General features: G+C 65.0%; 14 protein-coding genes and 1 pseudogene. 7 read left to right on the forward strand and 8 right to left on the reverse strand.

What is annotated here, in order from left to right:
- Nucleotides 1-109: 109 nt before the first annotated feature.
- Nucleotides 110-1,315, reverse strand: a complete 1,206-nt coding sequence (locus DRB87_RS00775; RefSeq protein ID WP_130024495.1) for an ABC transporter substrate-binding protein — start codon at nucleotides 1,313-1,315, stop codon at nucleotides 110-112.
- A gap of 291 nt (nucleotides 1,316-1,606) precedes the next feature.
- Here DRB87_RS00775 and DRB87_RS00780 point away from each other — a divergent pair.
- Nucleotides 1,607-2,449 (forward strand): annotated as a pseudogene (locus tag DRB87_RS00780) (FadR/GntR family transcriptional regulator); the annotation flags it as partial.
- Between the two features lie 286 nt (nucleotides 2,450-2,735).
- Here DRB87_RS00780 and DRB87_RS00785 read toward each other — a convergent pair.
- The 4 genes from DRB87_RS00785 to DRB87_RS00795 form a co-directional block, all read right to left on the reverse strand.
- Nucleotides 2,736-3,806 carry an agmatine/peptidylarginine deiminase gene (locus DRB87_RS00785; protein ID WP_130024496.1) on the reverse strand — a complete coding sequence of 357 codons (1,071 nt, stop codon included), beginning with the start codon at nucleotides 3,804-3,806 and terminating at the stop codon, nucleotides 2,736-2,738.
- A 63-nt stretch (nucleotides 3,807-3,869) separates the two neighbouring features.
- Nucleotides 3,870-4,457, reverse strand: a complete 588-nt coding sequence (locus tag DRB87_RS00790) for a molybdopterin-dependent oxidoreductase (protein WP_130024497.1) — start codon at nucleotides 4,455-4,457, stop codon at nucleotides 3,870-3,872.
- A 108-nt stretch (nucleotides 4,458-4,565) separates the two neighbouring features.
- A complete protein-coding gene (locus tag DRB87_RS22925; RefSeq protein ID WP_165385217.1) occupies nucleotides 4,566-5,135 on the reverse strand; it encodes a hypothetical protein in 570 nt (189 codons plus the stop codon).
- The gene (locus DRB87_RS00795; protein ID WP_130024498.1) at nucleotides 5,069-8,122 is read right to left on the reverse strand and encodes a BTAD domain-containing putative transcriptional regulator; all 3,054 of its coding nucleotides are present in this window, start codon (nucleotides 8,120-8,122) and stop codon (nucleotides 5,069-5,071) included. The genes DRB87_RS22925 and DRB87_RS00795 overlap by 67 nt, the downstream gene beginning before the upstream one ends.
- Nucleotides 8,123-8,847: 725 nt before the next feature.
- Here DRB87_RS00795 and DRB87_RS00800 point away from each other — a divergent pair.
- Together DRB87_RS00800 and DRB87_RS00805 are read left to right on the forward strand one after the other, a co-directional pair.
- Nucleotides 8,848-11,094 carry a TonB-dependent siderophore receptor gene (locus tag DRB87_RS00800; protein WP_130024499.1) on the forward strand — a complete coding sequence of 749 codons (2,247 nt, stop codon included), beginning with the start codon at nucleotides 8,848-8,850 and terminating at the stop codon, nucleotides 11,092-11,094.
- A gap of 15 nt (nucleotides 11,095-11,109) precedes the next feature.
- A complete protein-coding gene (locus DRB87_RS00805) occupies nucleotides 11,110-11,796 on the forward strand; it encodes a Fe2+-dependent dioxygenase (protein WP_130024500.1) in 687 nt (228 codons plus the stop codon).
- A 57-nt stretch (nucleotides 11,797-11,853) separates the two neighbouring features.
- Here DRB87_RS00805 and DRB87_RS00810 read toward each other — a convergent pair whose 3' ends face one another.
- Both DRB87_RS00810 and DRB87_RS00815 read right to left on the reverse strand, forming a co-directional pair.
- Entirely contained in the window at nucleotides 11,854-12,423 is a 570-nt protein-coding gene (locus DRB87_RS00810) for a periplasmic heavy metal sensor (protein WP_130024501.1), read from the reverse strand.
- Nucleotides 12,424-12,636: 213 nt separating this feature from the next.
- Nucleotides 12,637-13,044 (reverse strand): DoxX family protein, encoded by a 408-nt coding sequence (locus DRB87_RS00815; RefSeq protein WP_130024502.1) that lies wholly within the window; start codon nucleotides 13,042-13,044, stop codon nucleotides 12,637-12,639.
- A gap of 382 nt (nucleotides 13,045-13,426) precedes the next feature.
- Here DRB87_RS00815 and DRB87_RS00820 point away from each other — a divergent pair, with 382 nt between their 5' ends.
- The 3 genes from DRB87_RS00820 to DRB87_RS00830 all read left to right on the forward strand — a co-directional run bounded on the left by DRB87_RS00820 (nucleotide 13,427) and on the right by DRB87_RS00830 (nucleotide 15,468).
- Nucleotides 13,427-14,014: a hypothetical protein gene (locus tag DRB87_RS00820; RefSeq protein ID WP_240756129.1), complete on the forward strand. Its 588-nt coding sequence runs from the start codon at nucleotides 13,427-13,429 to the stop codon at nucleotides 14,012-14,014.
- Nucleotides 14,015-14,162: 148 nt separating this feature from the next.
- Nucleotides 14,163-14,564, forward strand: a complete 402-nt coding sequence (locus tag DRB87_RS00825; protein WP_130024504.1) for a PaaI family thioesterase — start codon at nucleotides 14,163-14,165, stop codon at nucleotides 14,562-14,564.
- 55 nt (nucleotides 14,565-14,619) lie between these two features.
- The gene (locus tag DRB87_RS00830) at nucleotides 14,620-15,468 is read left to right on the forward strand and encodes a patatin-like phospholipase family protein (protein ID WP_130024505.1); all 849 of its coding nucleotides are present in this window, start codon (nucleotides 14,620-14,622) and stop codon (nucleotides 15,466-15,468) included.
- 23 nt (nucleotides 15,469-15,491) lie between these two features.
- On the opposite strand, the gene DRB87_RS00835 is transcribed toward DRB87_RS00830, so the two are convergent.
- Nucleotides 15,492-16,502 carry a D-2-hydroxyacid dehydrogenase family protein gene (locus tag DRB87_RS00835; RefSeq protein ID WP_130024506.1) on the reverse strand — a complete coding sequence of 337 codons (1,011 nt, stop codon included), beginning with the start codon at nucleotides 16,500-16,502 and terminating at the stop codon, nucleotides 15,492-15,494.
- Nucleotides 16,503-17,063: 561 nt separating this feature from the next.
- Between DRB87_RS00835 and DRB87_RS00840 the strand changes: the two genes are divergently transcribed.
- Nucleotides 17,064-18,950 (forward strand): phosphoenolpyruvate carboxykinase (GTP), encoded by a 1,887-nt coding sequence (locus DRB87_RS00840; protein WP_240756130.1) that lies wholly within the window; start codon nucleotides 17,064-17,066, stop codon nucleotides 18,948-18,950.
- Nucleotides 18,951-19,165 lie beyond the last annotated feature (215 nt).

The following is a 19,165-nucleotide window of genomic DNA, read 5'->3' on the forward strand; positions in this document are numbered from 1 at the left end:
GTCCGGCTTTCGCCGCGCGGCACAGACGACACTTGCGGGGACGGCCAGGCGTCCCCGCGAGCGACACGGCGTGAGCGTTCGCGCAGCGGCGGCGCGCCGCGCTACCGGCTCAGGCCAGCTTGCACTCGGTCTTGTCGAGCGGCAGGAACGATTTCCCGGCGCTGACAATGTCGGCGAAATCGTCGGCGTTGCGCATCTTCGATTTGGCCTTGCCCTTGAGCAGATAGTAGTTCTTGAGCACCTGGTGGTCACCCTTGCGGATCTCTTCCGGCCCGGTGAGCCCGTCGTACTTCATGCCTTCCATCGCGGCGATGACGGCCTTCGGATCGGCGCTGCCGGCCTTGATCATGCCGTCGAGCATGAGCTTCGTGCAGATATACGAGCCCGCGAGGCTGTAGTTCGGGTTCTGCTTGAAGCGTGCCTGCGTGCGCTTGACGAGATCGAGGTTCAGCGGCGAGGCCACTGCGTGCCAGTACTGCGCACCGAAGTACACCCCCTCGCACAGATCGGCGCCCAGCGTCTCGAACTGCTCCAGGCCGGAGGCCCACGCCATCAGGATCGTGCAGTTGTTCTTCATGCCGAAGCTCACTGCCTGACGCAACGTGTCGGAAGATTGCGAGCCGAAGTTCAGGAGCAGCAGCACGTCGGGCTTGGCGGCGACCGCGTTGGTGAGATAGCCCGAGAACTCCTTCTCCGACAGCGAGTGGTAGCTGTTGCCAACGTGCTCGATGCCTTTTTCCTTGAAGACGTTCTTCGCGGCCGTGAGCAAGCCTTCGCCGAACACGTATTGCGGCGTAATCGTGTACCAGCGCTTGGCCTTGGGCATCGATTCGATGAGCGGGCGCACCGTTTGCTCGATGGCGCCGAAGGTCGGCACCGACCAGCGGAACGTGGCGCTGTTGCAGTCCTTGCCTGTGATTTCGTCGGCGCCGGCCGTGGTGATGAATATGCCGCCGGCCTTCTCGACTTCCTTACCCATGGCGAGTGCTTCGGACGACAGAATGCCGCCCGCGAAGAAGCGCGCGCCCTTCTGCTGCGCGATTTCCTGCACGCGACGGATGGCCGTGGCGGGCTTGCCTTCGGTATCGAGGGTGGTATAGGCGAGCGGTCGGCCAACCACCTTGCCGTATTGCTCGACAACGAGCTTCATGCCCAGATCGGCAAACTTGCCGTTGGCCGCGAAGGGCCCCGACATCGGTACCGGACACGCCAACTGGATGGCGCCGGTGGTCTGCGCGAACACGTCGCGCGCGGAGATCAAGGAGGCAGGCAGAGACGCCGCAGCGGCGAGCTTCAACAGTTCACGACGATTCAATTGGGTCTCCAGGGAAGGGAGCAATCGTTCATGGGATGCAAACGTGCAGCGCGTCACACGCCGACCGGCCGGCGATCCGAGAATCGATCTGCGGCAGCGACCTGAGCGTGACAGCTGGCAACGTCCGGGGCCTTATCCCTATCCGTCATATTTATTATGATAAATAGGATGAATTTGATCGTAGGTATAATATTTCGGGGTGTCAATCGGAAAAAATTCTCATCCGGCACCGCCGGTAGAACACGTTCGCAAGCCGGCAAGCCACGTGAACGGACCCTTGTGAGGCGCCTTATGGCACGAGATGCGCAGACGGTGAGAGAGCCGTTGGAAATCAAACAACAAAAACGTGGCGATCTGGTCGCCGAAGCCATCAAGCGCCTGATTACCGAGGGCAACCTGTTGGCTGGCGATCGTCTGCCGCGCGAAGTGGAATTGCAGCAGATGTTCGCGGTGTCGAAGAGCACCATTCGCGAAGCGCTCAAGTCGCTCGAAGTTCAGGGTCTCATCAAGGTGAGCACCGGCCCGTCGGGCGGCGGCATGGTGGTGGAGGTGCCGCTCGATCGCACCTTCCAGCTCATGCAGAACTACCTGTTCTTCAAGGAAGTAAGCATCGACGACATTTACACGGTGCGCCAACTGCTCGAGCCGGAGCTCGCCGCGGGTGCGGTGCCGCATCTGACCGAGGCCGACTTCGACGCGCTGGAGCACAACATGGCGTGTTGCAGTCCCGCTTCGCACGACCGGCGCGAATTGCTGCGCCAGCGTCAGGCCGATATGGACTTCCACGACATTCTCGCGGCGGCCAATCCCAACAGCTTTCTGCGGTTCACCTGCGAACTCGTCAACGAGATGATTCGCCAACTGATTGTGTTCGGCAACGAGACGCCGCGACGCGAGCACGAGAAGTTCGGTACGGCGAACGTCGATATCCATCGTCGGATTACCGACGCGGCGCGCGCAGGGGATTCGCAACGCGTGCGTGAACTCATGCAGGTTCACATGCAGGAAGCGCGCACCTATATCAAACGGATGAACGGGAAACTGCGCGGTCGTCTCATTCTTGATTCGGACATCGTCGACATGCAGCAGCGCGTGCGCTCGCAACTCGCGACGAACGCGCCGCGTGCACCGGCGGGCGAGGGGAAGCGTGTGGCGAAGCCCGCGACGAAGGCTGTCGTGAAGCCCGCCGAGAAGCCAACGACGAAGCCAACGACGAAGCCAACGACGAAGCCAACGACGAAGCCAACGACGAAGCCAACGACGAAGCCAACGACGAAGGCCGTCGCGAAGCCGTCAGCAAAGCCGAAGACCCCCGGCACGAAGGCCGACGCGGCGACGAAGACCGCGCCCGCGCGCAAACGTCGTACGGCGTCGAGTTAGGGCGGGCCGGGGCGGACGCGGGGCGGCGCGCGCCGACAACTCAGGGCGAGATCGGCGCGGGTTGTTGTTGCGTGCAGCAATGAATCCCGCCGCCGCGCCGCGCAATGCCACGCAGCGGCACCTGCGCGATGCGTCGGTCGGGGAACGCCTGCTGCACAATGTCTCGCGCCTGCGCGTCGGCCGCCGAATCGCCGAACGATGCCATCACTACGCCACCGTTTGGCAAATAGAAATTCACATACTCCGGCGCGAAGTCGGGATCGTCCGAGACGGCGGCGGGCAGCGCGTCGAAGTCGATGCAGGGCAGCAGGCCGATCTCGAAGGGCCGTCCGCGGGCATCGCGCGCCAGGCGCAGCGCTCGCAGGTTTTCCCTCGCTTCACGTGCCCATTCGTCATTACCGTCGGCCCCGGTGGCGAGCAACACGCCAGGCCGCACGAAGCTCGCGATGCCGTCGACGTGACCGTCGGTGATCGTATCGAGCCGCGAGCCGGGCAACCACACGACGTGCGTCACGCCCAGCCAATGACGGAACACGTCTTCTGCCTCACGACGCGTCAGTCCGGGGTTGCGATTCGGATTGAGCACCGACGTCTGCGTCACGATCAGCGTGCCCTCGCCGTCCACATGCCACGACCCGCCCTCGGCGACAAGCGGCATCGACGTCGTAGCCACGTCGAGCGCCAGCGCGACGCGTTTCGCAAGCGTCGGATCGGCGTGCGGCATCGGCCGGATCTTCTGTCCCCAACCGTTGAAGTTCCAGCGCAGCGCGTGCAGCGCCCCAGCGTCGTCGAGCACGAAGGTAGGGCCGGTGTCGCGCATCCAGTGATCATCGACGGGCATCGGGTGAAGGGTGGCGCTGGCCGGCAGGAGGCGGCGCGCTTCGTCGAGATGATGCGGATCCACCGCCACATGCAGCGGCTCGAAGCGCGCGATCGCGTGGGCCATGCGTCCCAGCTCGCCGACGACTTCATGCCGGCGGGCGCCCGACATGACCGTGTGGCTCGGCCACGCCATCCAGCAGGCGGCATGCGGATGCCACTCGGGTGGCATGCGCCAGGGGCCGGCGGCGTTCGCGTGCATCGCGACTAGTGTGGGGTGAGGTGGCGTCATCGTTCGCGTGACCGTGAGAAAAGTGCCACCAGTGTAAGTGGCTCACGCTCGGCGCGGGGCCCGTCAACGGGGAGGGGAATTGGCCAAATGGACGGAAAGCCGCTTGAGTGCACGTACCTGGCGTAGCGCCACGCGAAAATCGCCCGTCGAGATTAGGCCAATGCCGCCTTCGTCATCGTCAAGCGGCTGTCCGTCGCGTTCATAGACCACGAGTGCGCCGATGCCCACCGGCGTGTTGTACAGCTCGTGCCACGAGAACATGACGGTGTAGCCGTCGGCACCCTGCGCCAATACGAAGGCTCGCGTGAAGTCGCGTGCGTGCGGTAGGCGCAGTTGCGCGATGTCGAGCAGTGCGCTCAGCCTGACGCCTTTGTATTCGCTCGCGCTGCGCACCATTCTGCCCGACAGGCAGATGATATCGAGCGGCCCGGTCAGTTGCGTCGGCAGGCGCATCAGCGCGCAGAGATCGAAGGAGTAACGACGCTTGACGCAGCCGGAGACGACCACCTCCCGCGATACCAATGCGTCAGGCGCCGCGGGTTCGACGTGCGTGAGAGGCAGGGGACTCACCGAAGCGGGCGGTGCGCCGCTGGCGGTGAGGCGAGTATCTGGCGAGGCGCCGGCGGGCGCGCGCATGGAGTCGAGAGACATGTCGGTTCGGTGGTTGGGCGTGGGGGCACCGGTCGCCGCAATATAGCGGCCGGGCCCGCACGGACATACGTCGTGCCTGATAGCCGCTATTCGCTTGCCCGTGCCCGATCAGCTACCGTAGCGGGCGGTGCGCAGGACGGGCCGGCGCGCGAAAACGTCGGCGATCACCGCACGCGCCTCCTGCACGTCGGCAAGGGTCTCGCCGCCTTGCAGTGCGTCGAGCGCCTCACGCAGTACGGCCACGTACTCGGCATCGCCCGGCGCGTTGCCGCCGCCCAGGCGCAACAGACTGACGGATGCGCGCAAGGTGAGCATTGGCGACGCCTGCGCCTGCGCGATCTGCAGTGCATGCTCGAGCCAAGGACGCACGGCGTCGTCGGGATGATGACCGGCGCGCAGAAAACTCCCCTTCTGGCGCAGGAATTCCGCTTGCCAATGGGCATCGCTGCGGCGCGCGGTCACATGGGTGCCGCGCTCGGTCGCATGCAGTCCGAGCGCAATGTCGCCCGTGCCGGCACACGCTTCCACGAGCAGCCCGAAGAAGATGCCCTCGACGCCGCCCATGATTTCGCTTAGGCGTCCTACGCTATCGGTAATGCGCTCGAGGCCGCTCACGTCGCCGCGCGAGGCGAGCGCCCAGCCGCGAATCGTCTGCCCGGCGAGTGCCCAGAGCGCCACGCCGGTCTCCGACGCGACTTCGATGGCCTCGCTCGCCAGCGCTTCGGCGGAGGCGACCTCGCGACGCAGGCGGCGCAGCATCGCGGCAAACACCAGAGCGAACGAAAAGGAATAGCGGCGGCCTTGCTGACGTCCCATTGCCAGCGCGGCTTCGCTGGCCGCGAGCGACGCGTCGTGCCGTCCGACGAACCAGTACGCCCACGAGAGGAACGAGAGTGCGGTGATGCGAGCGTCTTCGCCCAGGCCGGTATCGGCGTGCTCGGGACGATAGTGGGCCAGGCTGCTTTCCAGCGCCGTGACCGCGCCGCCGAAGTCGCCGTGGCAGCACAGGCTGTTGCCCAGCGCGTAGTATGCATGGGCGAGCAACGGTGCCGCACCGGCCTGTTCCGCGATGAGGATGAGCTTGCGTGCGAGTTCGATGCTGCGCTCGAAGCCGCTCCAGGAGCTCGAGCCGAGCCACAGTCCCAGAAGACCGGGAACAGCGCGACGTCGTCGCCCATTGGCTGCGCGAGCGCGAGGGCCGTCTCGAAGTTGTGGCGCGCCGGCTCCGAGCCATAGCCGTGCAGCGAGACGAGCGGCACGCCGAGCGCCATGCGCAGTTGCAGCTCGCGCTGCGCGGTCTGAGCACCGGTGCCGGTCTGACGCAGCACGTCGAGCGCGCTCTGGTAGTGCGCGCACGCCTCGCGGAACGCCTGGCGCCCGGTCGCATATTCGCCCGCGAGACGGTAGTGCTCGATGGCGGCGTCCGGTTCGTCGGCCTGACGGAAATGCCAGGCGAGTACTTCGGGTTCGGTCTGCGCGGCGGCGGCGTGCTCGCGCATGGCGAGCGCGATTCGGCGGTGCGCGTCCTGACGGCGTTCCTGCGGCTGAGCGTCGTAGGCGGCCTTGTGCAGCAGCGCGTGGCGGAAGACGTAGCGGCCATTGTCCTGCCGCTGCACCAGTGCGCAGGCGACGAGCGTGTCGAGCGCGCGCTCGACGAGCGCCATCGAACGTCCGCTCGCGGCGGCGAGCAGGTCGGCTTGAAATGCCGGGCCGAGACACGAGGCGAAGTGGGCGACCGGCTTGGCGCAGCCTGCCGCGTCGATACGCGCCATCATCAGTTCCTGAAGGCTCGCGGGCATGGGCATGGCGCCGGCGGCGGTGCGGGCGCCCTGTTGGGCCGCCGTGGCCCGCGCCAGCTCTTGCAGGAACAGCGGCACGCCCTCGGCCAGATGCACGATGCGCTCGCGCAGGGCGGCGGGCAGGGCCACGCGCGGGGTCGCCGCGCGCACGATCGACGCGGCGGCGCCTGCATCGAGCGGTGCCAGGTCGATCCGGCGCATGCCCACGTGATGACGCCACGGTTGCTCGAATTCGGGCCGGGCGCACACCATCAACAGGCGGCCGCGCGGCGGATTCTCCGCCATGAGCGCGAGCCATTCCAGCGTGGATGGATCGGCCCAGTGGGCATCGTCGAGCACCAGCACGCCGCCATCGGGCAGCAGGGCGGAGAGCAGGGCGGGCGTCTCGTCGAGTACCGCCTGTTTCCATGCGTGCGGCACGTTGGCGTCGGCATGCCGGTCAAACAGGGCGCACAGGCGGCGATGCGCCAGCAGGGCGGGTTGTGGAAGTTCCGCAGCGTCGTCGACGGATCGCGCGCGCAGCCAGCGCGCGATCGGGTGGAAGGGCGTGCCTGCACCGTCCGGCGCACAGGCCAGTTCAATCGCGCGCAGGCCGCGCGTCTCCACGAAATGCCGCACCAGCGCCGATTTGCCGATACCGGCTTCGCCGATCACGAGTGCCAGCACGCCGTGTCCGGCGCTGGCGTCGCGCATGGCCGTGTGCGCGGCGGTGAGTTCCGCCAGGGTGGCGTCGCGGCCGAAGAGCATCGCCGCGCGACGGCGCGAACGGCGTTCCGGCGTCGGGTCGGGATTGACGCGAAACACCGGAATTTCGCGATGGGCGTGGCGCTCGCGCACACTGCCGTGCGACGTGGTGGGGATGGCCACGCCAATGAGACGTTGCGTGGCGTCGCAGATCAACACTTCGCCGGGGAGCGCCATGTCGGCAAGCTGTGTGGCCGAGCGCGAGACGCGTCCGCCAGTGTCGGGGCTGTCGTCCGCCACCGAGCTGATGACCAGCCCGGTGTGAATGCCCACACCGATGCCAACGCGCGCGGAGCTTGCCTGCACGCAGCGCATGGCGGCTTCGACGGCGTGCCGCCCGGCGCCCTCGAGGGCGGTGGGATAGCCGAAATAGCCGAGCAGGCCGCCTGTCGGCGTGCGCACCGTGTAGCCCCACGATTGGCGCAGGATCGTCTCGCACTGCACGAGCGGCGGGCGCATCGCGCCCACGAGCTGGTCAGGATCGTCGATGCCGTTCGGCGCGAGTTCGATGGCCACGACCGTCAGTTGGCGGCGCTCCGGGCCCGTCGCGCGCTGTTCCATGCGCGCGGGCGGCGTCTCCAGCAACTGGGTGAGCGCCTCGCCGGGCAGCTCACCGAGTTCTTCGTCGAGGATGTCGCGCAGACGGCGGTATTCGGTCTCGGCTTCGTCGCGGCGTCCGGCGCGCAGCAGCAGCGCGAGCAGACAGTGCCAGCCCGATTCGTCGAACGGGGCGAGCGCGACGAGCTGGCGTGCATGCGCGAGTGCCTGATCGAGATCGCCCAGACGGGCGTAACCGTCGGCGAGCAGCCGCTCGCCAAAGACACGGCGGCGCTGATATTCGTCGCGTTGGAGCTCGATCCACTGTTCGAGATCGGGGGTGTCGCGTACCGACAGTCCGTGCAGGAACGGGCCTTGGTAGAGCGCGACGGCGTCGGCGAGATGTTGTAGATGCGCGGCCAGATCCAGGCCCGTCACGGCGTCGAGCGTGCGATTCGCCTGCTCGATCATGCTCGCGAAGACATGCGCGTCGATCCAGAGGCCGGTCTCGGGGCGCAGACGCACAACCTGGCGGTCGGATTCGAAGAGTTCGTCGCCGAGGGTGTCGCGCAGATGGAAGAGCATGCGCTTGAGCTTGTCGCGGCCCCCTGGCCATCTTCATCGGGCCAGAACAGGTCGGCGAGTGCGCCGCGCGTATGGAAGCCCGGTTGCAGGGCGAGGTAGGCCAACAGGCCCGCGCTTTCGTGTATTTCACGGCGCAGGCTTGTTTGCCTTGTTCGACCCGCATCGGTCCCAGCAGGTAGAGCGATCTGGTGGCTTGCATTGTCCCTGGACGGCAAATAGGCAACACCGGCGCACACCCCAGGGGAGTGGCACCGGCGCGGCGAATTCAAGATGTCGTCGTGCCCGACCGACGGATCCGGCGCGCGGCATGGGCTGCCATCGGGACCGGCGCATCGGCAATCTGGCGAAACGTCAAGGCCGTTCCGGGGGGCTCCGGCCGAATGCTTTCAGTACTGCAACCCAAAGTATAAACACGAGACTCAATTTCTTCGGCAATACCCGAGGAATTCACATGTCATTGCGAGCGTCGCGCCGTCCCTGCGCTCGTATGCCGCGATCGATCGGGCGGTCGGTCGCGCTGCCAAGGTGTTGCCGGACGCGAGATGACTGTCGGAGATTTACGTCACTCGTCGTAAAGCAATTGTAATGTAAATCATTCTCATTTATATTCGCGCTCCATATCGAGAACATCGATCGCGGATGAGACGTCAGCGTGGGGCTCGGCGCGACCCATCGGTGTTCTTCCTCCTTTTTCCGACCACGACGCCTTTCGAAACCGATCGATCATGATGCAACGCAAGCCTCTGACGGTGGCCATGATGGCCCTCTTCGCCACGCCGTTTGCCGTCGCTTATGGCTCGCCCGCCATGGCACAGAGCACGGTTGCCGCCCCGACCCAGGGCACGACCCAAAGCACGACGCAGACCACGACGGAAGGCGCGGCGCCGGCCGCCACGTTGCCGCAGACCGAAGTGTCCGGCACGTCGATTCGTGATGATTACCAGCGCGACATCTCGACCGTCGGCGGCAAGGTGCCCACGGCGATCCGCGACATCCCGCAATCGGTCACCGTGATCGACAAGGCGGTCATGCAGGCGCAGGGCGCCACGTCGTTCGCCGACGCGCTGCGCAATTCGCCGGCCATTACGCTCGGCGGCGCGGAGGGCGGGCAGATCGGCAACAACATCAATCTGCGCGGTTTCGCGGCACGCACCGATATCTATCTCGACGGCTTGCGCGATCGCGGCCAGTACTATCGCGACACGTTCGATCTCGAGGCCATCGAGGTGCTCGAAGGCCCGTCGTCCATGCTGTTCGGCCGGGGTTCGACCGGTGGCGTCATCAACCAGGTGAGCAAGCAGGCCAATCTCAAGCCGCTGAATGAAGTCTCCGGAACGCTTGGCACGAACGACCAGTACCGCACCTCGTTCGACGTCAATCATCCGCTCTCGGATACTGCGGCGTTCCGGATCAACGGCTTTGCGCAAAATATCCATACGACGCGCGACGTCATGAACAATCGGGATTGGGGCGTTGCGCCCACGCTCAAGCTTGGCATCGGTACGCCCACACAGATCACGCTTTCCGCGCTCGTCCAACATAACCGCGATATGGCGGACTACGGCACCGTGGGCTACAACGGCAGTCCTCTGCCGGTGTCGAAGCAACAGTTCTACGGCCTGACGACCGACCGCACGGTGCAGGACGTGATGAGCCTCTCGGCCAAGATCGAGCACAGGGTCGACGACAGTCTGAAGATCACGAACCAGACGCAATACAGCCGCTACGTCATCGACGCCATCGAAACGTCGCCGCATGCCGTGGGCGTCGCCAACGGCACCGGGGGATTCACGTCGTTGCCGGCCCGTCCGACGGCGGGACTTCCGTCGTATTCGCTCGATCAGCTCTGGGTGCAGTTGCAGAGTCACGATCGCAAGATCACCGACTCGTCGCTGTACAACCAGACCGATGTCGTGAAGACATTCGCGACCGGTCCGGTCAAGCACACCCTGATCGCCGGTGCGGAGTTCGGGCAGGACACCTATGAAAATCAGGCGTATTCGCGCACCGGCGCCGGACAGTCGACGGGCTTCCTCGGCTGGATTCCCGCCAACAGTACGGCGTACTATGCCAATCTGCCGAATGTCACGACGACCGCCGGTAACCTGGCGCAGGGAACGGCGCAGACCGTCGCGTTCTACGCGAACGATACCGTCGAACTGACCCGCCACTGGAAGATTGTGGGCGGCCTGCGCTGGGATCGCTTCAAGGCGCAGCTTTCGAACACCGTCAGTTCTCCGGGCTACGCGACGCAAACGGTCAACCATACGAGCGTGCGCACGGGCGTGATCTATCAGCCGAGCGAGGCACAATCGTATTACTTCTCGTACGGCACGTCGTTCAACCCCTCGCTTGAAACGCTCACCGTCACCAACAACACGCAGGCCCTGCCGCCCGCGACGAACGAATCGTTCGAAGTCGGCAGCAAGTGGAATCTGTTCGACGACAATCTGGCGATCAACACCGCGCTGTTTCAGGTCACGCAGGACAATGCGCGCACGCAGACCGGCACGTCGGGCGAATACACGAACGCGGGCAAGGTGCGCATTCGCGGTGCGCAGGTGAGCGCCACGGGCCGTATCACGTCGAACTGGCAGGTGATGGGCGGCTATATGTTCCTGAACTCGGAAGTGGTGCAGGCGAACGACGGCACGCAGGGCAATGTGCTGGCCAACACGCCGCGACACTCGCTGACGCTCTGGTCGACCTATACGCTCGGTCACTGGGAGGTGGGCGGCGGCATGAAGTACATGTCAATGCGCTATGCGGCGAACACGAACCTGATTCGCGTGGGGGGTTACACGCGCTGGGACGCCACGATCGCTTTCCATCAGCCGAAATACGACATTCGCCTCAACCTGCTCAACGTGTTCAACAAGACCTACTTCGACGCTCTGGTGCCGTCCGACGGCGGGCGGGCTGCGCCGGGCATCGGGCGCACGGCGCTGCTCACGGGCACTTACCGGTTCTGACGGAGACGCACGTCGATGTTGCTACGCATTCCGAATGTCCTCAATGCCGATCAGGTGCGCTGGGTTCGCGCATCGCTCGACAACGCGGGCGACGCATGGGTCGACGGCCTGGCCACGGCGGGCTATCAGGGGGCGCCCGTCAAACAAAACCAGCAGATCGACGAGCGCTCGGCCGTGGCTCGCGAACTGGGCGACGTGATTCTCGGTGCGCTGGAGCGACACCCGCTGTTTATCAGCGCGGCATTGCCGAACAAGGTGTACGCGCCGATGTTCAACCGCTATGGCGAAGGCATGCACTTCGGCCACCACGTGGACGGGGCGATTCGTTTGCAGCCGGGCAGCGGCATGCGCATTCGCACGGATATCTCCGCCACGCTCTTTCTCACGTCTCCGGATGCGTACGACGGCGGAGAACTGGTGATCGAGGATCAGTACGGGGCGCACGAGGTGAAATTGGCGGCAGGCGACATGGTGCTGTATCCGGCGACCAGCCTGCATCGTGTGAACCCGATCACGCGTGGCACGCGGGTCGGGTGCTTCTTCTGGGTGCAGAGTCTCGTGAGGGACGACACGCAGCGCACGCTGCTCTTCGACATGGACAACGCGATCCAGCGTCTCAACGCGTCGGACGCGGACGAGACCGCGCGGCGCTCGCTCGTCGGCTGCTATCACAACCTGCTACGCCTGTGGAGCGAGACCTGAGCACCGGCGCGCGCCGGGCCATCGTGCCCGGCGGCGCTGGACTCGCACCGATGTGACTTACTGCGCTTGACCGGCCGGCGGTTGCGGGGCCGGGGCGTTCTTGTGCATCGGACCGCGATGTTGCCTTGCCTTGTCGTGCCAGGCCTTCATCTTGGCCCAGCGCGCCTTGATCGTAGTGCTCACGAGCGTCTTCTGGTCGTTGTTCAGACCGTTATACACGTTCAACCAGGCATCCTCCGTCTGGCTGCGAAGCTGACGGTTCTCGTCGAACGCCTTCTCGCGGGCGGCGCGCATGCCGGCCAGGTCGAGGATCTTCTGATCCTTCGTCTGCGCCATCATCTGCCGGAACTGTTCGCCATTCTTGCGCATGGCGTCGTGATTCTGCTTCGACGTGGTCACGGCCTGCTGCCACGCTTGTTCCTGCTGCGCGTTGAGTTTCAATTGATCGTGCAGCTTGTGCATGTCGCCGAGCCCCCACGGGCCGCGCTCGCCGCGCATGTGGTACGCGGCGGCATGGGGTGCCGTGGCCGGTGCCGCCGCATCGGCGGCATTGGCGGTATGAGCGACGCCGAGCATCGAGGTGGCGACGAGGATGGCCGACGCGGCGGCGATCTTCAGTTTGCGCATGGTGTTGACTCCCTGTGGATACTGCCGGAATTGGCAGTTTCAGAGTAAGTCATCGCCGCAGCGAACACGTTGCAAAGTGCAACCGGTGTATTACCTGACGTTACCAGCGCCGGGATTCGCAATATTCCGAAACGACTCGGCCCGCCCTTGCCGGGTGTCGACAAGGGCGGGCCGTTCATGAACTGCGCGCGACTGGCGCGCTTCGTCCGTCGATCAGTCCCAGGCGCCGCGACCGCCCGACACGCTGTAGCGGCCCGCGCCGAAGAGCATCAGGCAAACGCCCATGAACAAGTAGAAGGCTTGCAGTTCGAGCGACCAGCCGCCGGTCTTCGCGAGATCGCCCAGTTGGTTCAGGTGCACCAGCGCGAACGCGACCACCATGTTGCCCACGACGAGCAGGCCGCCCAGGCGGGTGAGAACGCCGAGAATCAGCAGGACCGGGGCGAGCAGTTCGCCGAGATAGACGCCGTAGGCGAGAAAGCTCGGCAGGCCGTGCGACGTGATCATGCCCTCGATGAAGCCGATCCCGTTGATGACCTTGCTGACGCCGTGAAACAGCAGCAGGATGCCGAGGGTAAGGCGCAAGATCAGTTTGCCGAGATCGTCTCTGGTGCTCTGCATGGGGAAGGCTCCTTCTTGACTCGCGAATTCGCGTAAGGGGCTGACAGGTACGGAGTGGCACGCTCGCTCGCGCCGCGTGCCGGCCAAATGGGCACCACTGTATCAAATCGTTACGGTGCTGTCTGCGGGTGTCCTATCGATTTCAGGGACATAGCGCGAATCGCGACAGGCGCGCCGATTACACGTGGTTACTTTTCGGACTGCCCGGTTACACGCCGGCTGTCGGCGCGGCGCTCGCCTGCGTCGTTAAACCGCATAAGGACACGGTCATTCGCGGGCAATCCCGCCAACGGCCCGGATCCCCGCCGGTTTCCTGAAGACGCATCACCGCATGCGCGTTCAGGCCAATTCAAAGCAGTGCAAAGCCAATAAGGATTCCATTATGAACGTCCGCAAAACCGTGATTCTGAGCGCCGCAACCCTTGCCTTGGGCGGTGTGTTCGCCTCGCAGGCGTTTGCCCAGACGCCCACGACCGAGACGTCGCGCGACGTCAAGCAACAGCAGCGCATCGACAATGGCCTCAAGAGCGGTCAGTTGACGACGAAGGAAGCGTCGCGTCTCGAGAAGGGCGAGGCGAAGATCGACCGGATGCAGGCGCACGCCGATCACACCGGCGATACGGCGGCCGAGAAGGCCCGCATTGCCCGCGCCCAGAACAAGGAGAGCGCCAAGATCGAGCAGCTCAAGCACAACGGCCGGGCGGCGAATCCCGGATCGGCGTCGTCGGAGCGCATGCAGGCCGACGTGCAACGCAACGTCAATCAGGAGAAGCGCATCGCGCAAGGACAAGCCGCCGGTACGTTGACCCACCAGCAGGCCGGTAGCCTCGAGCGCGGGCAGGCGCATGTCGACGCCGCCGAAGCGCATGCCGGCAAGAACGGTCACGTGAGCGCGGGCGAGCAGGTCGGCGTACAGCACCGCGAAAATCATCAGAGCGGCCGGATTCGTCACGACAAGACGAACGGATGAGGGGTCGCTGAGGGGTATTCGCGTGCATGACCCGTGCATGACCGAGGCGCATGACCCTGGCGGATGACACAAGCGCTACCCCTGGCGGGGTGGCGCTTGTGTTTTGGGGCTATCATCGGCGTCTCAACGAAACCGGAGGACGCTCAGGATGGAGCTGGTGCAAGCGCAGAAGATGCTCGACGGACTCGTGTCGCCGTGGGTGCGGCAATTGAATCTGCGGATCGAAGCGACCGGTCCGGAGCAAAGCGAGCTCAGATTGCCGTTCGATGCCGCATTCAAGCATGGCGGTGGCGTGATCTGCGGGCAGGTGTTCATGGCCGTGGCCGACACGGCGATGGTGGTGGCACTCTCAGCCGCGCTCGGCGGCTTCCAGCCGATGACAACCGTTACACTCAACACGCAGTTCATGCGCCCGGTGACCGATGGCGATCTGCGCGTGATCGCGCGAATTCTGCGTCGAGGCAAGAACCTGGTGTTCGGCGAAATCGAAATTCTCGACGCGTCGGGCAAGATGGCCGTGCACGCGACGACGACTTACGCGCTGCTGTGAGCACACGGGCGCGAGGCGGTCGACGTGGCTCGCGCGATAGTACCGAGGAGGGCAAGTGTTCGATCAGATCGTATTCGCCGGGGGCGGCAACCGTTGCTGGTGGCAGGCGGGATTCTGGGAGCGCGTGACGCGCGACATGCCGCTGCGCCCGCGTATCATCACCGGCATTTCTGCCGGCGCGGCCACGGCGTGCATGCTGCACATGCGCTCGTCGGACTGGGTGATGGATTACTACCGGCAGGCGCTCGCGAGCAATCGCAAGAATGCCTATTGGGGCAATCTGGTGCGCCGTGAGCGGGTGTTTCCGCATTACCGCATCTATCGTCAAGCGCTGCTCGCGATCTATGACGGCCAGCTCGACAAACTTGCCGCGGCGCCGGAGATTCGCGTGGGCGTGTCGCACATCCCGCGCTGGCTGGGGCCACGAATGGCGACGGCGGCCGGGCTAGTGGCTTACAACATTGACAAGCACGTGCGCCGCACGTTGCATCCAACGCTCGCGAGGCAGCTCGGTTTTACCCCCGAATTCGTGCGCGCGCAGGACTGCCGGACGACAGCGGACCTGGCCGATCTGATGCTGCAATCTTCATGCACGCCGCCGTTCACGCCGATTCTGCGGCGCGACGGTCGCCCTGTGCTCGACGGGGGCATGGTCGACAACGTACCGGTCGATGCGCTCGACGTCACGCCGGGGCGAGTGCTGGTGCTGGTGACGCGGCGCTATCCGCGTCCGCAGATCTTTACGCAACATCACGCCGGGCAGGACCGCTTGTACGTGCAGCCGTCCGTGCCCGTGCCGATTTCGAGTTGGGATTACACGCGTCCCGAGATGATGGGCCCGGCCTTCGCGCTCGGTCGCCAGGACGGCGAGACTTTCCTGCGACATCGGGACACGATGGCGTAGGCGCCTCGCCGGCGCTGCAAATATCAGCGCCCGAAACCGAGCAGCGCGGCCGGGTTGGCGACGTGCGAGCGGTCGCCGTTAAGGAAATCGACGATATTCTGGAAGGCCACGCGGAAATACAGCTCGTAGCTTTCCCGCTCGACGTAGCCGATGTGCGGCGTGCACACGCAATTCTCCAGTCGCAGCAGGGGGTTGCCCTGCAGAATCGGCTCGCTCTCGAAGACGTCGATGGCGGCCATGCCGGGGCGGCCCCGATTGAGTGCCGTGATCAATGCGTTCTCTTCGACCAGTTCCGCACGGCTCGTATTCACGAACAGTGCCGTGGGCTTCATGTGCAGCAGGTCGTCGAGTTTGACGAGGTGACGCGTCTCGTCGTTCAGGCGCAGGTGCAACGACAGCACGTCGCTTTGCGTGAAGAGTTCTTCCTTGCTGTTCGCCACGCGCAAGCCGTCGGCGGCGGCGGCTTCTCGCGATCCTTCGCGGCCCCAGACCATCACTTCCATGCCGAACGCGCGGCCGTAGCCCGCCACGAGTCGGCCGATCTTGCCGTAGCCCCAGAGGCCGAGGGTCTGACCGCGCAGCACCTGGCCCAGCCCGAAATTCGCCGGCATGCTCGACGATTTCAGACCGGACTGCTGCCACGCACCGTGCTTGAGGCTGGAGACATATTGAGGAATCCGGCGCTGCGCGGCCATGATCAGTGCCCAGGTGAGTTCGGCCGGCGCGGTCGGCGAGCCGATGCCCTCGAGCACGGCCACGCCGCGGGCGGTGCAGGCGTCGATGTCGATGTGCGCACCGGCACGCCCGGTCTGGCTGATGATGCGCAGACGCGGCAGTTTGTCGATGAGCTGGGCGGTGATGGCGGTGCGCTCGCGAACCAGAACGAGCACTTCCGCTTCGCCGACGCGGGCGGCGAGTTGCCCGACGCCCTTGACCGTGTTGTTGAAGACCTTGACGTCGTGACCAGCCAGCAGGGAGAAGCAGTCGAGCTTGCGAACGGCGTCCTGATAGTCGTCGAGAATGGCAATTTTCATGGCAAAACGTAATCGGATCGGCGCAGGACGGCGAGCGCTCTGCGCGGGCGGAACATGGGTCTGAGGCCGCCGCGACCGGCGGACGAACGGGTCGACCACAGGGACGGCGTCTGTCGGGGCCACCCAGCGCCGGCCTTGTTGCGACGCAGCACCGGCGCGATTTGCGCGGTGGTATGCTGACGCCTCGTTTTGCATAGTATGGCAGGTGTCCTGGCAACCATGGCGAAACCGCCTCAACACGATGGCAAAAAATCGAACCCACCCCGCAAAAGCAAGTCGGACCCGGTGAGCGAGACGCCTGATGCGCACGTATCGGTGCGCGTGTTGCCCCTGCTGCCCCGCGTGTGGACTTGCGTGCGTCGCAAGCCACACAACACGCTCCGTACTTCGTGCGGCCCATGCCTGCGTGCGCGTTGAGATTCTGCGCACACGGCGATCGCCGGGGCTATCCTGCCCTTCCGGTATCCCCAATCGGAAGGGTCGCCCGGCCATCCAAGGTGCCTGCACGACGGACGCCCGGCGTCCGCCTCGATTTCCCGACTCTGCATGGAGACAACCCCCATGACGCAAGCCAGTGTGAGCGCAAGCGCGCTCAACGCCTCCTCCTCGTCCAATGTTGCAACCCGTGATCTGCCCGCCTGGGTGCGTCATCGCAAGCTGATCGACTGGGTGTCGCACATCGCGGCGATTACCCAGCCCGAACGTGTCGTCTGGTGCGACGGCTCACAGGAGGAATACGACCGTCTGTGCGAGCAGATGGTGGCTGCCGGCACGATGAAGCGGCTCAACCCGGCCAAGCGCCCGAACTCGTTCCTCGCGCTCTCCGATCCGTCGGACGTCGCGCGGGTGGAAGACCGCACGTTCATCTGCAGCGAAACGCGCGAAGACGCCGGCCCGACCAATCACTGGATCGATCCGCGTGAAATGCGCACGACGCTCGACGGCCTGTTCCAGGGTTGCATGCGCGGTCGCACGATGTATGTCGTACCGTTCTCGATGGGTCCGCTCGGCTCACCGATCGCCCATATCGGCGTGGAATTGTCCGACACACCGTACGTGGCCGTGAACATGCGCATCATGACGCGCATGGGCCGTGCCGTGTATGACGTTCTGGGCGCCGACGGCGAGTTCGTGCCGTGCGTTCACACGGTGGGCAAGCCGCTCGCCGCCGGTGAGCAGGACGTGGCATGGCCGTGCAACAACACGAAGTACATTGTGCATTTTCCGGAAACCCGCGAAATCTGGAGCTATGGTTCGGGCTACGGCGGCAATGCGCTGCTGGGCAAGAAGTGTTTCGCGCTGCGCATCGCCTCGAAGATGGGCCGCGACGAAGGCTGGCTCGCCGAACATATGCTGATTCTCGGCGTGACGTCGCCCGAGGGCAGGAAGTATCACGTGGCGGCGGCGTTTCCGTCGGCCTGCGGCAAGACCAACTTTGCCATGCTGATCCCGCCGAAGGGCTTCGACGGCTGGAAGGTCGAGACCATTGGCGACGACATCGCCTGGATCAAGCCGGGCCGCGATGGCCGTCTGTACGCGATCAATCCGGAAGCCGGCTTCTTCGGCGTGGCGCCGGGCACGAGCGAGAAGACCAACCCGAACGCGCTGGCGACGCTCGGCGAGAACGTCATCTTCACCAACGTGGCCCTGACCGACGATGGCGACGTGTGGTGGGAAGGCCTGACCGATACGCCGCCCGCGCATTTGATTGACTGGCAGGGCAAGGACTGGACACCGGAAAGCGCGAAGGAGACGGGCCGCAAGGCGGCGCATCCGAATTCGCGGTTCACGGCACCGGCATCGCAATGTCCGTCGATCGATGCCGACTGGGAAAACCCGGCCGGGGTGGCGATCGATGCGTTCATCTTCGGCGGCCGCCGCTCGACGACCGTGCCGCTGGTGACGGAAGCGCGCGACTGGACCGAGGGCGTGTACATGGCCGCGACCATGGGCTCGGAGACGACGGCTGCGGCGGCGGGCCAGCAGGGGGTGGTGCGCCGCGATCCGTTCGCCATGCTGCCGTTCTGCGGCTACAACATGAGCGACTACTTCCAGCACTGGCTCGATACCGGCGCGCATCTGGACAAGCTTGGCGCCGCGTTGCCGAAGATCTACTGCGTGAACTGGTTCCGCAAGGGCGCGGACGGCAAGTTCGTGTGGCCGGGCTTCGGCGAGAACATGCGCGTGTTGGCATGGATGCTCGGCCGTATCGACGGCACGGCGCAAGGGGTGGAGAACGCGTTCGGCATCACACCGCGCTACGAGGATCTGAACTGGAACGGTCTGTCGTTCACGCCGTCGCAGTTCGACGACGTGACTTCGATGGACTCCGCCGCCTGGCACGAAGAGTTGAAGCTCCACACCGAACTGTTCGACACGTTCAATCATCGTCTGCCGCAAGCGTTGCTCGACACGAAGACCGACATCGAGCGTCGCCTGAAGTCGTGATTCGCCCGATGTTCGAATGATCGCGCGCCGAACTTGAGAGGCGCCGGCATCACGGATCAAGTTTAAGCTGCACACAACGATCCCACCGAGGGAGCCTTCGGTGGGATTTTTGTTGCCTTGTGAGACTTCCGAAAGGCTTGCCAGGCAAGGATCCTGGCGGTTTTCGATAGGACTGTGGTGATAGCATTTCTCCTGTTGTTCTGTTCGGACAACGA

The sequence above is a fragment of the Pandoraea sp. XY-2 genome (assembly GCF_004193915.1).
GTDB classification, from domain to species: Bacteria; Pseudomonadota; Gammaproteobacteria; order Burkholderiales; family Burkholderiaceae; genus Pandoraea; species Pandoraea cepalis.

Bases quoted from the DNA above. Each gene is read 5' to 3' on its own strand.
- DRB87_RS00785 (WP_130024496.1), bottom strand. From the start codon at position 3,806: ATGACGCCACCTCACCCCACACTAGTCGCGATGCACGCGAACGCCGCC.
- DRB87_RS00790 (WP_130024497.1), bottom strand. From the start codon at position 4,457: ATGTCTCTCGACTCCATGCGCGCGCCCGCCGGCGCCTCGCCAGATACT.
- DRB87_RS00795 (WP_130024498.1), bottom strand. From the start codon at position 8,122: ATGCTCTTCCATCTGCGCGACACCCTCGGCGACGAACTCTTCGAATCC.
- DRB87_RS00800 (WP_130024499.1), top strand. From the start codon at position 8,848: ATGATGCAACGCAAGCCTCTGACGGTGGCCATGATGGCCCTCTTCGCC.
- DRB87_RS00805 (WP_130024500.1), top strand. From the start codon at position 11,110: ATGTTGCTACGCATTCCGAATGTCCTCAATGCCGATCAGGTGCGCTGG.
- DRB87_RS00810 (WP_130024501.1), bottom strand. From the start codon at position 12,423: ATGCGCAAACTGAAGATCGCCGCCGCGTCGGCCATCCTCGTCGCCACC.
- DRB87_RS00815 (WP_130024502.1), bottom strand. From the start codon at position 13,044: ATGCAGAGCACCAGAGACGATCTCGGCAAACTGATCTTGCGCCTTACC.
- DRB87_RS00820 (WP_240756129.1), top strand. From the start codon at position 13,427: ATGAACGTCCGCAAAACCGTGATTCTGAGCGCCGCAACCCTTGCCTTG.
- DRB87_RS00825 (WP_130024504.1), top strand. From the start codon at position 14,163: ATGGAGCTGGTGCAAGCGCAGAAGATGCTCGACGGACTCGTGTCGCCG.
- DRB87_RS00835 (WP_130024506.1), bottom strand. From the start codon at position 16,502: ATGAAAATTGCCATTCTCGACGACTATCAGGACGCCGTTCGCAAGCTC.
- DRB87_RS00840 (WP_240756130.1), top strand. From the start codon at position 17,064: ATGACGCAAGCCAGTGTGAGCGCAAGCGCGCTCAACGCCTCCTCCTCG.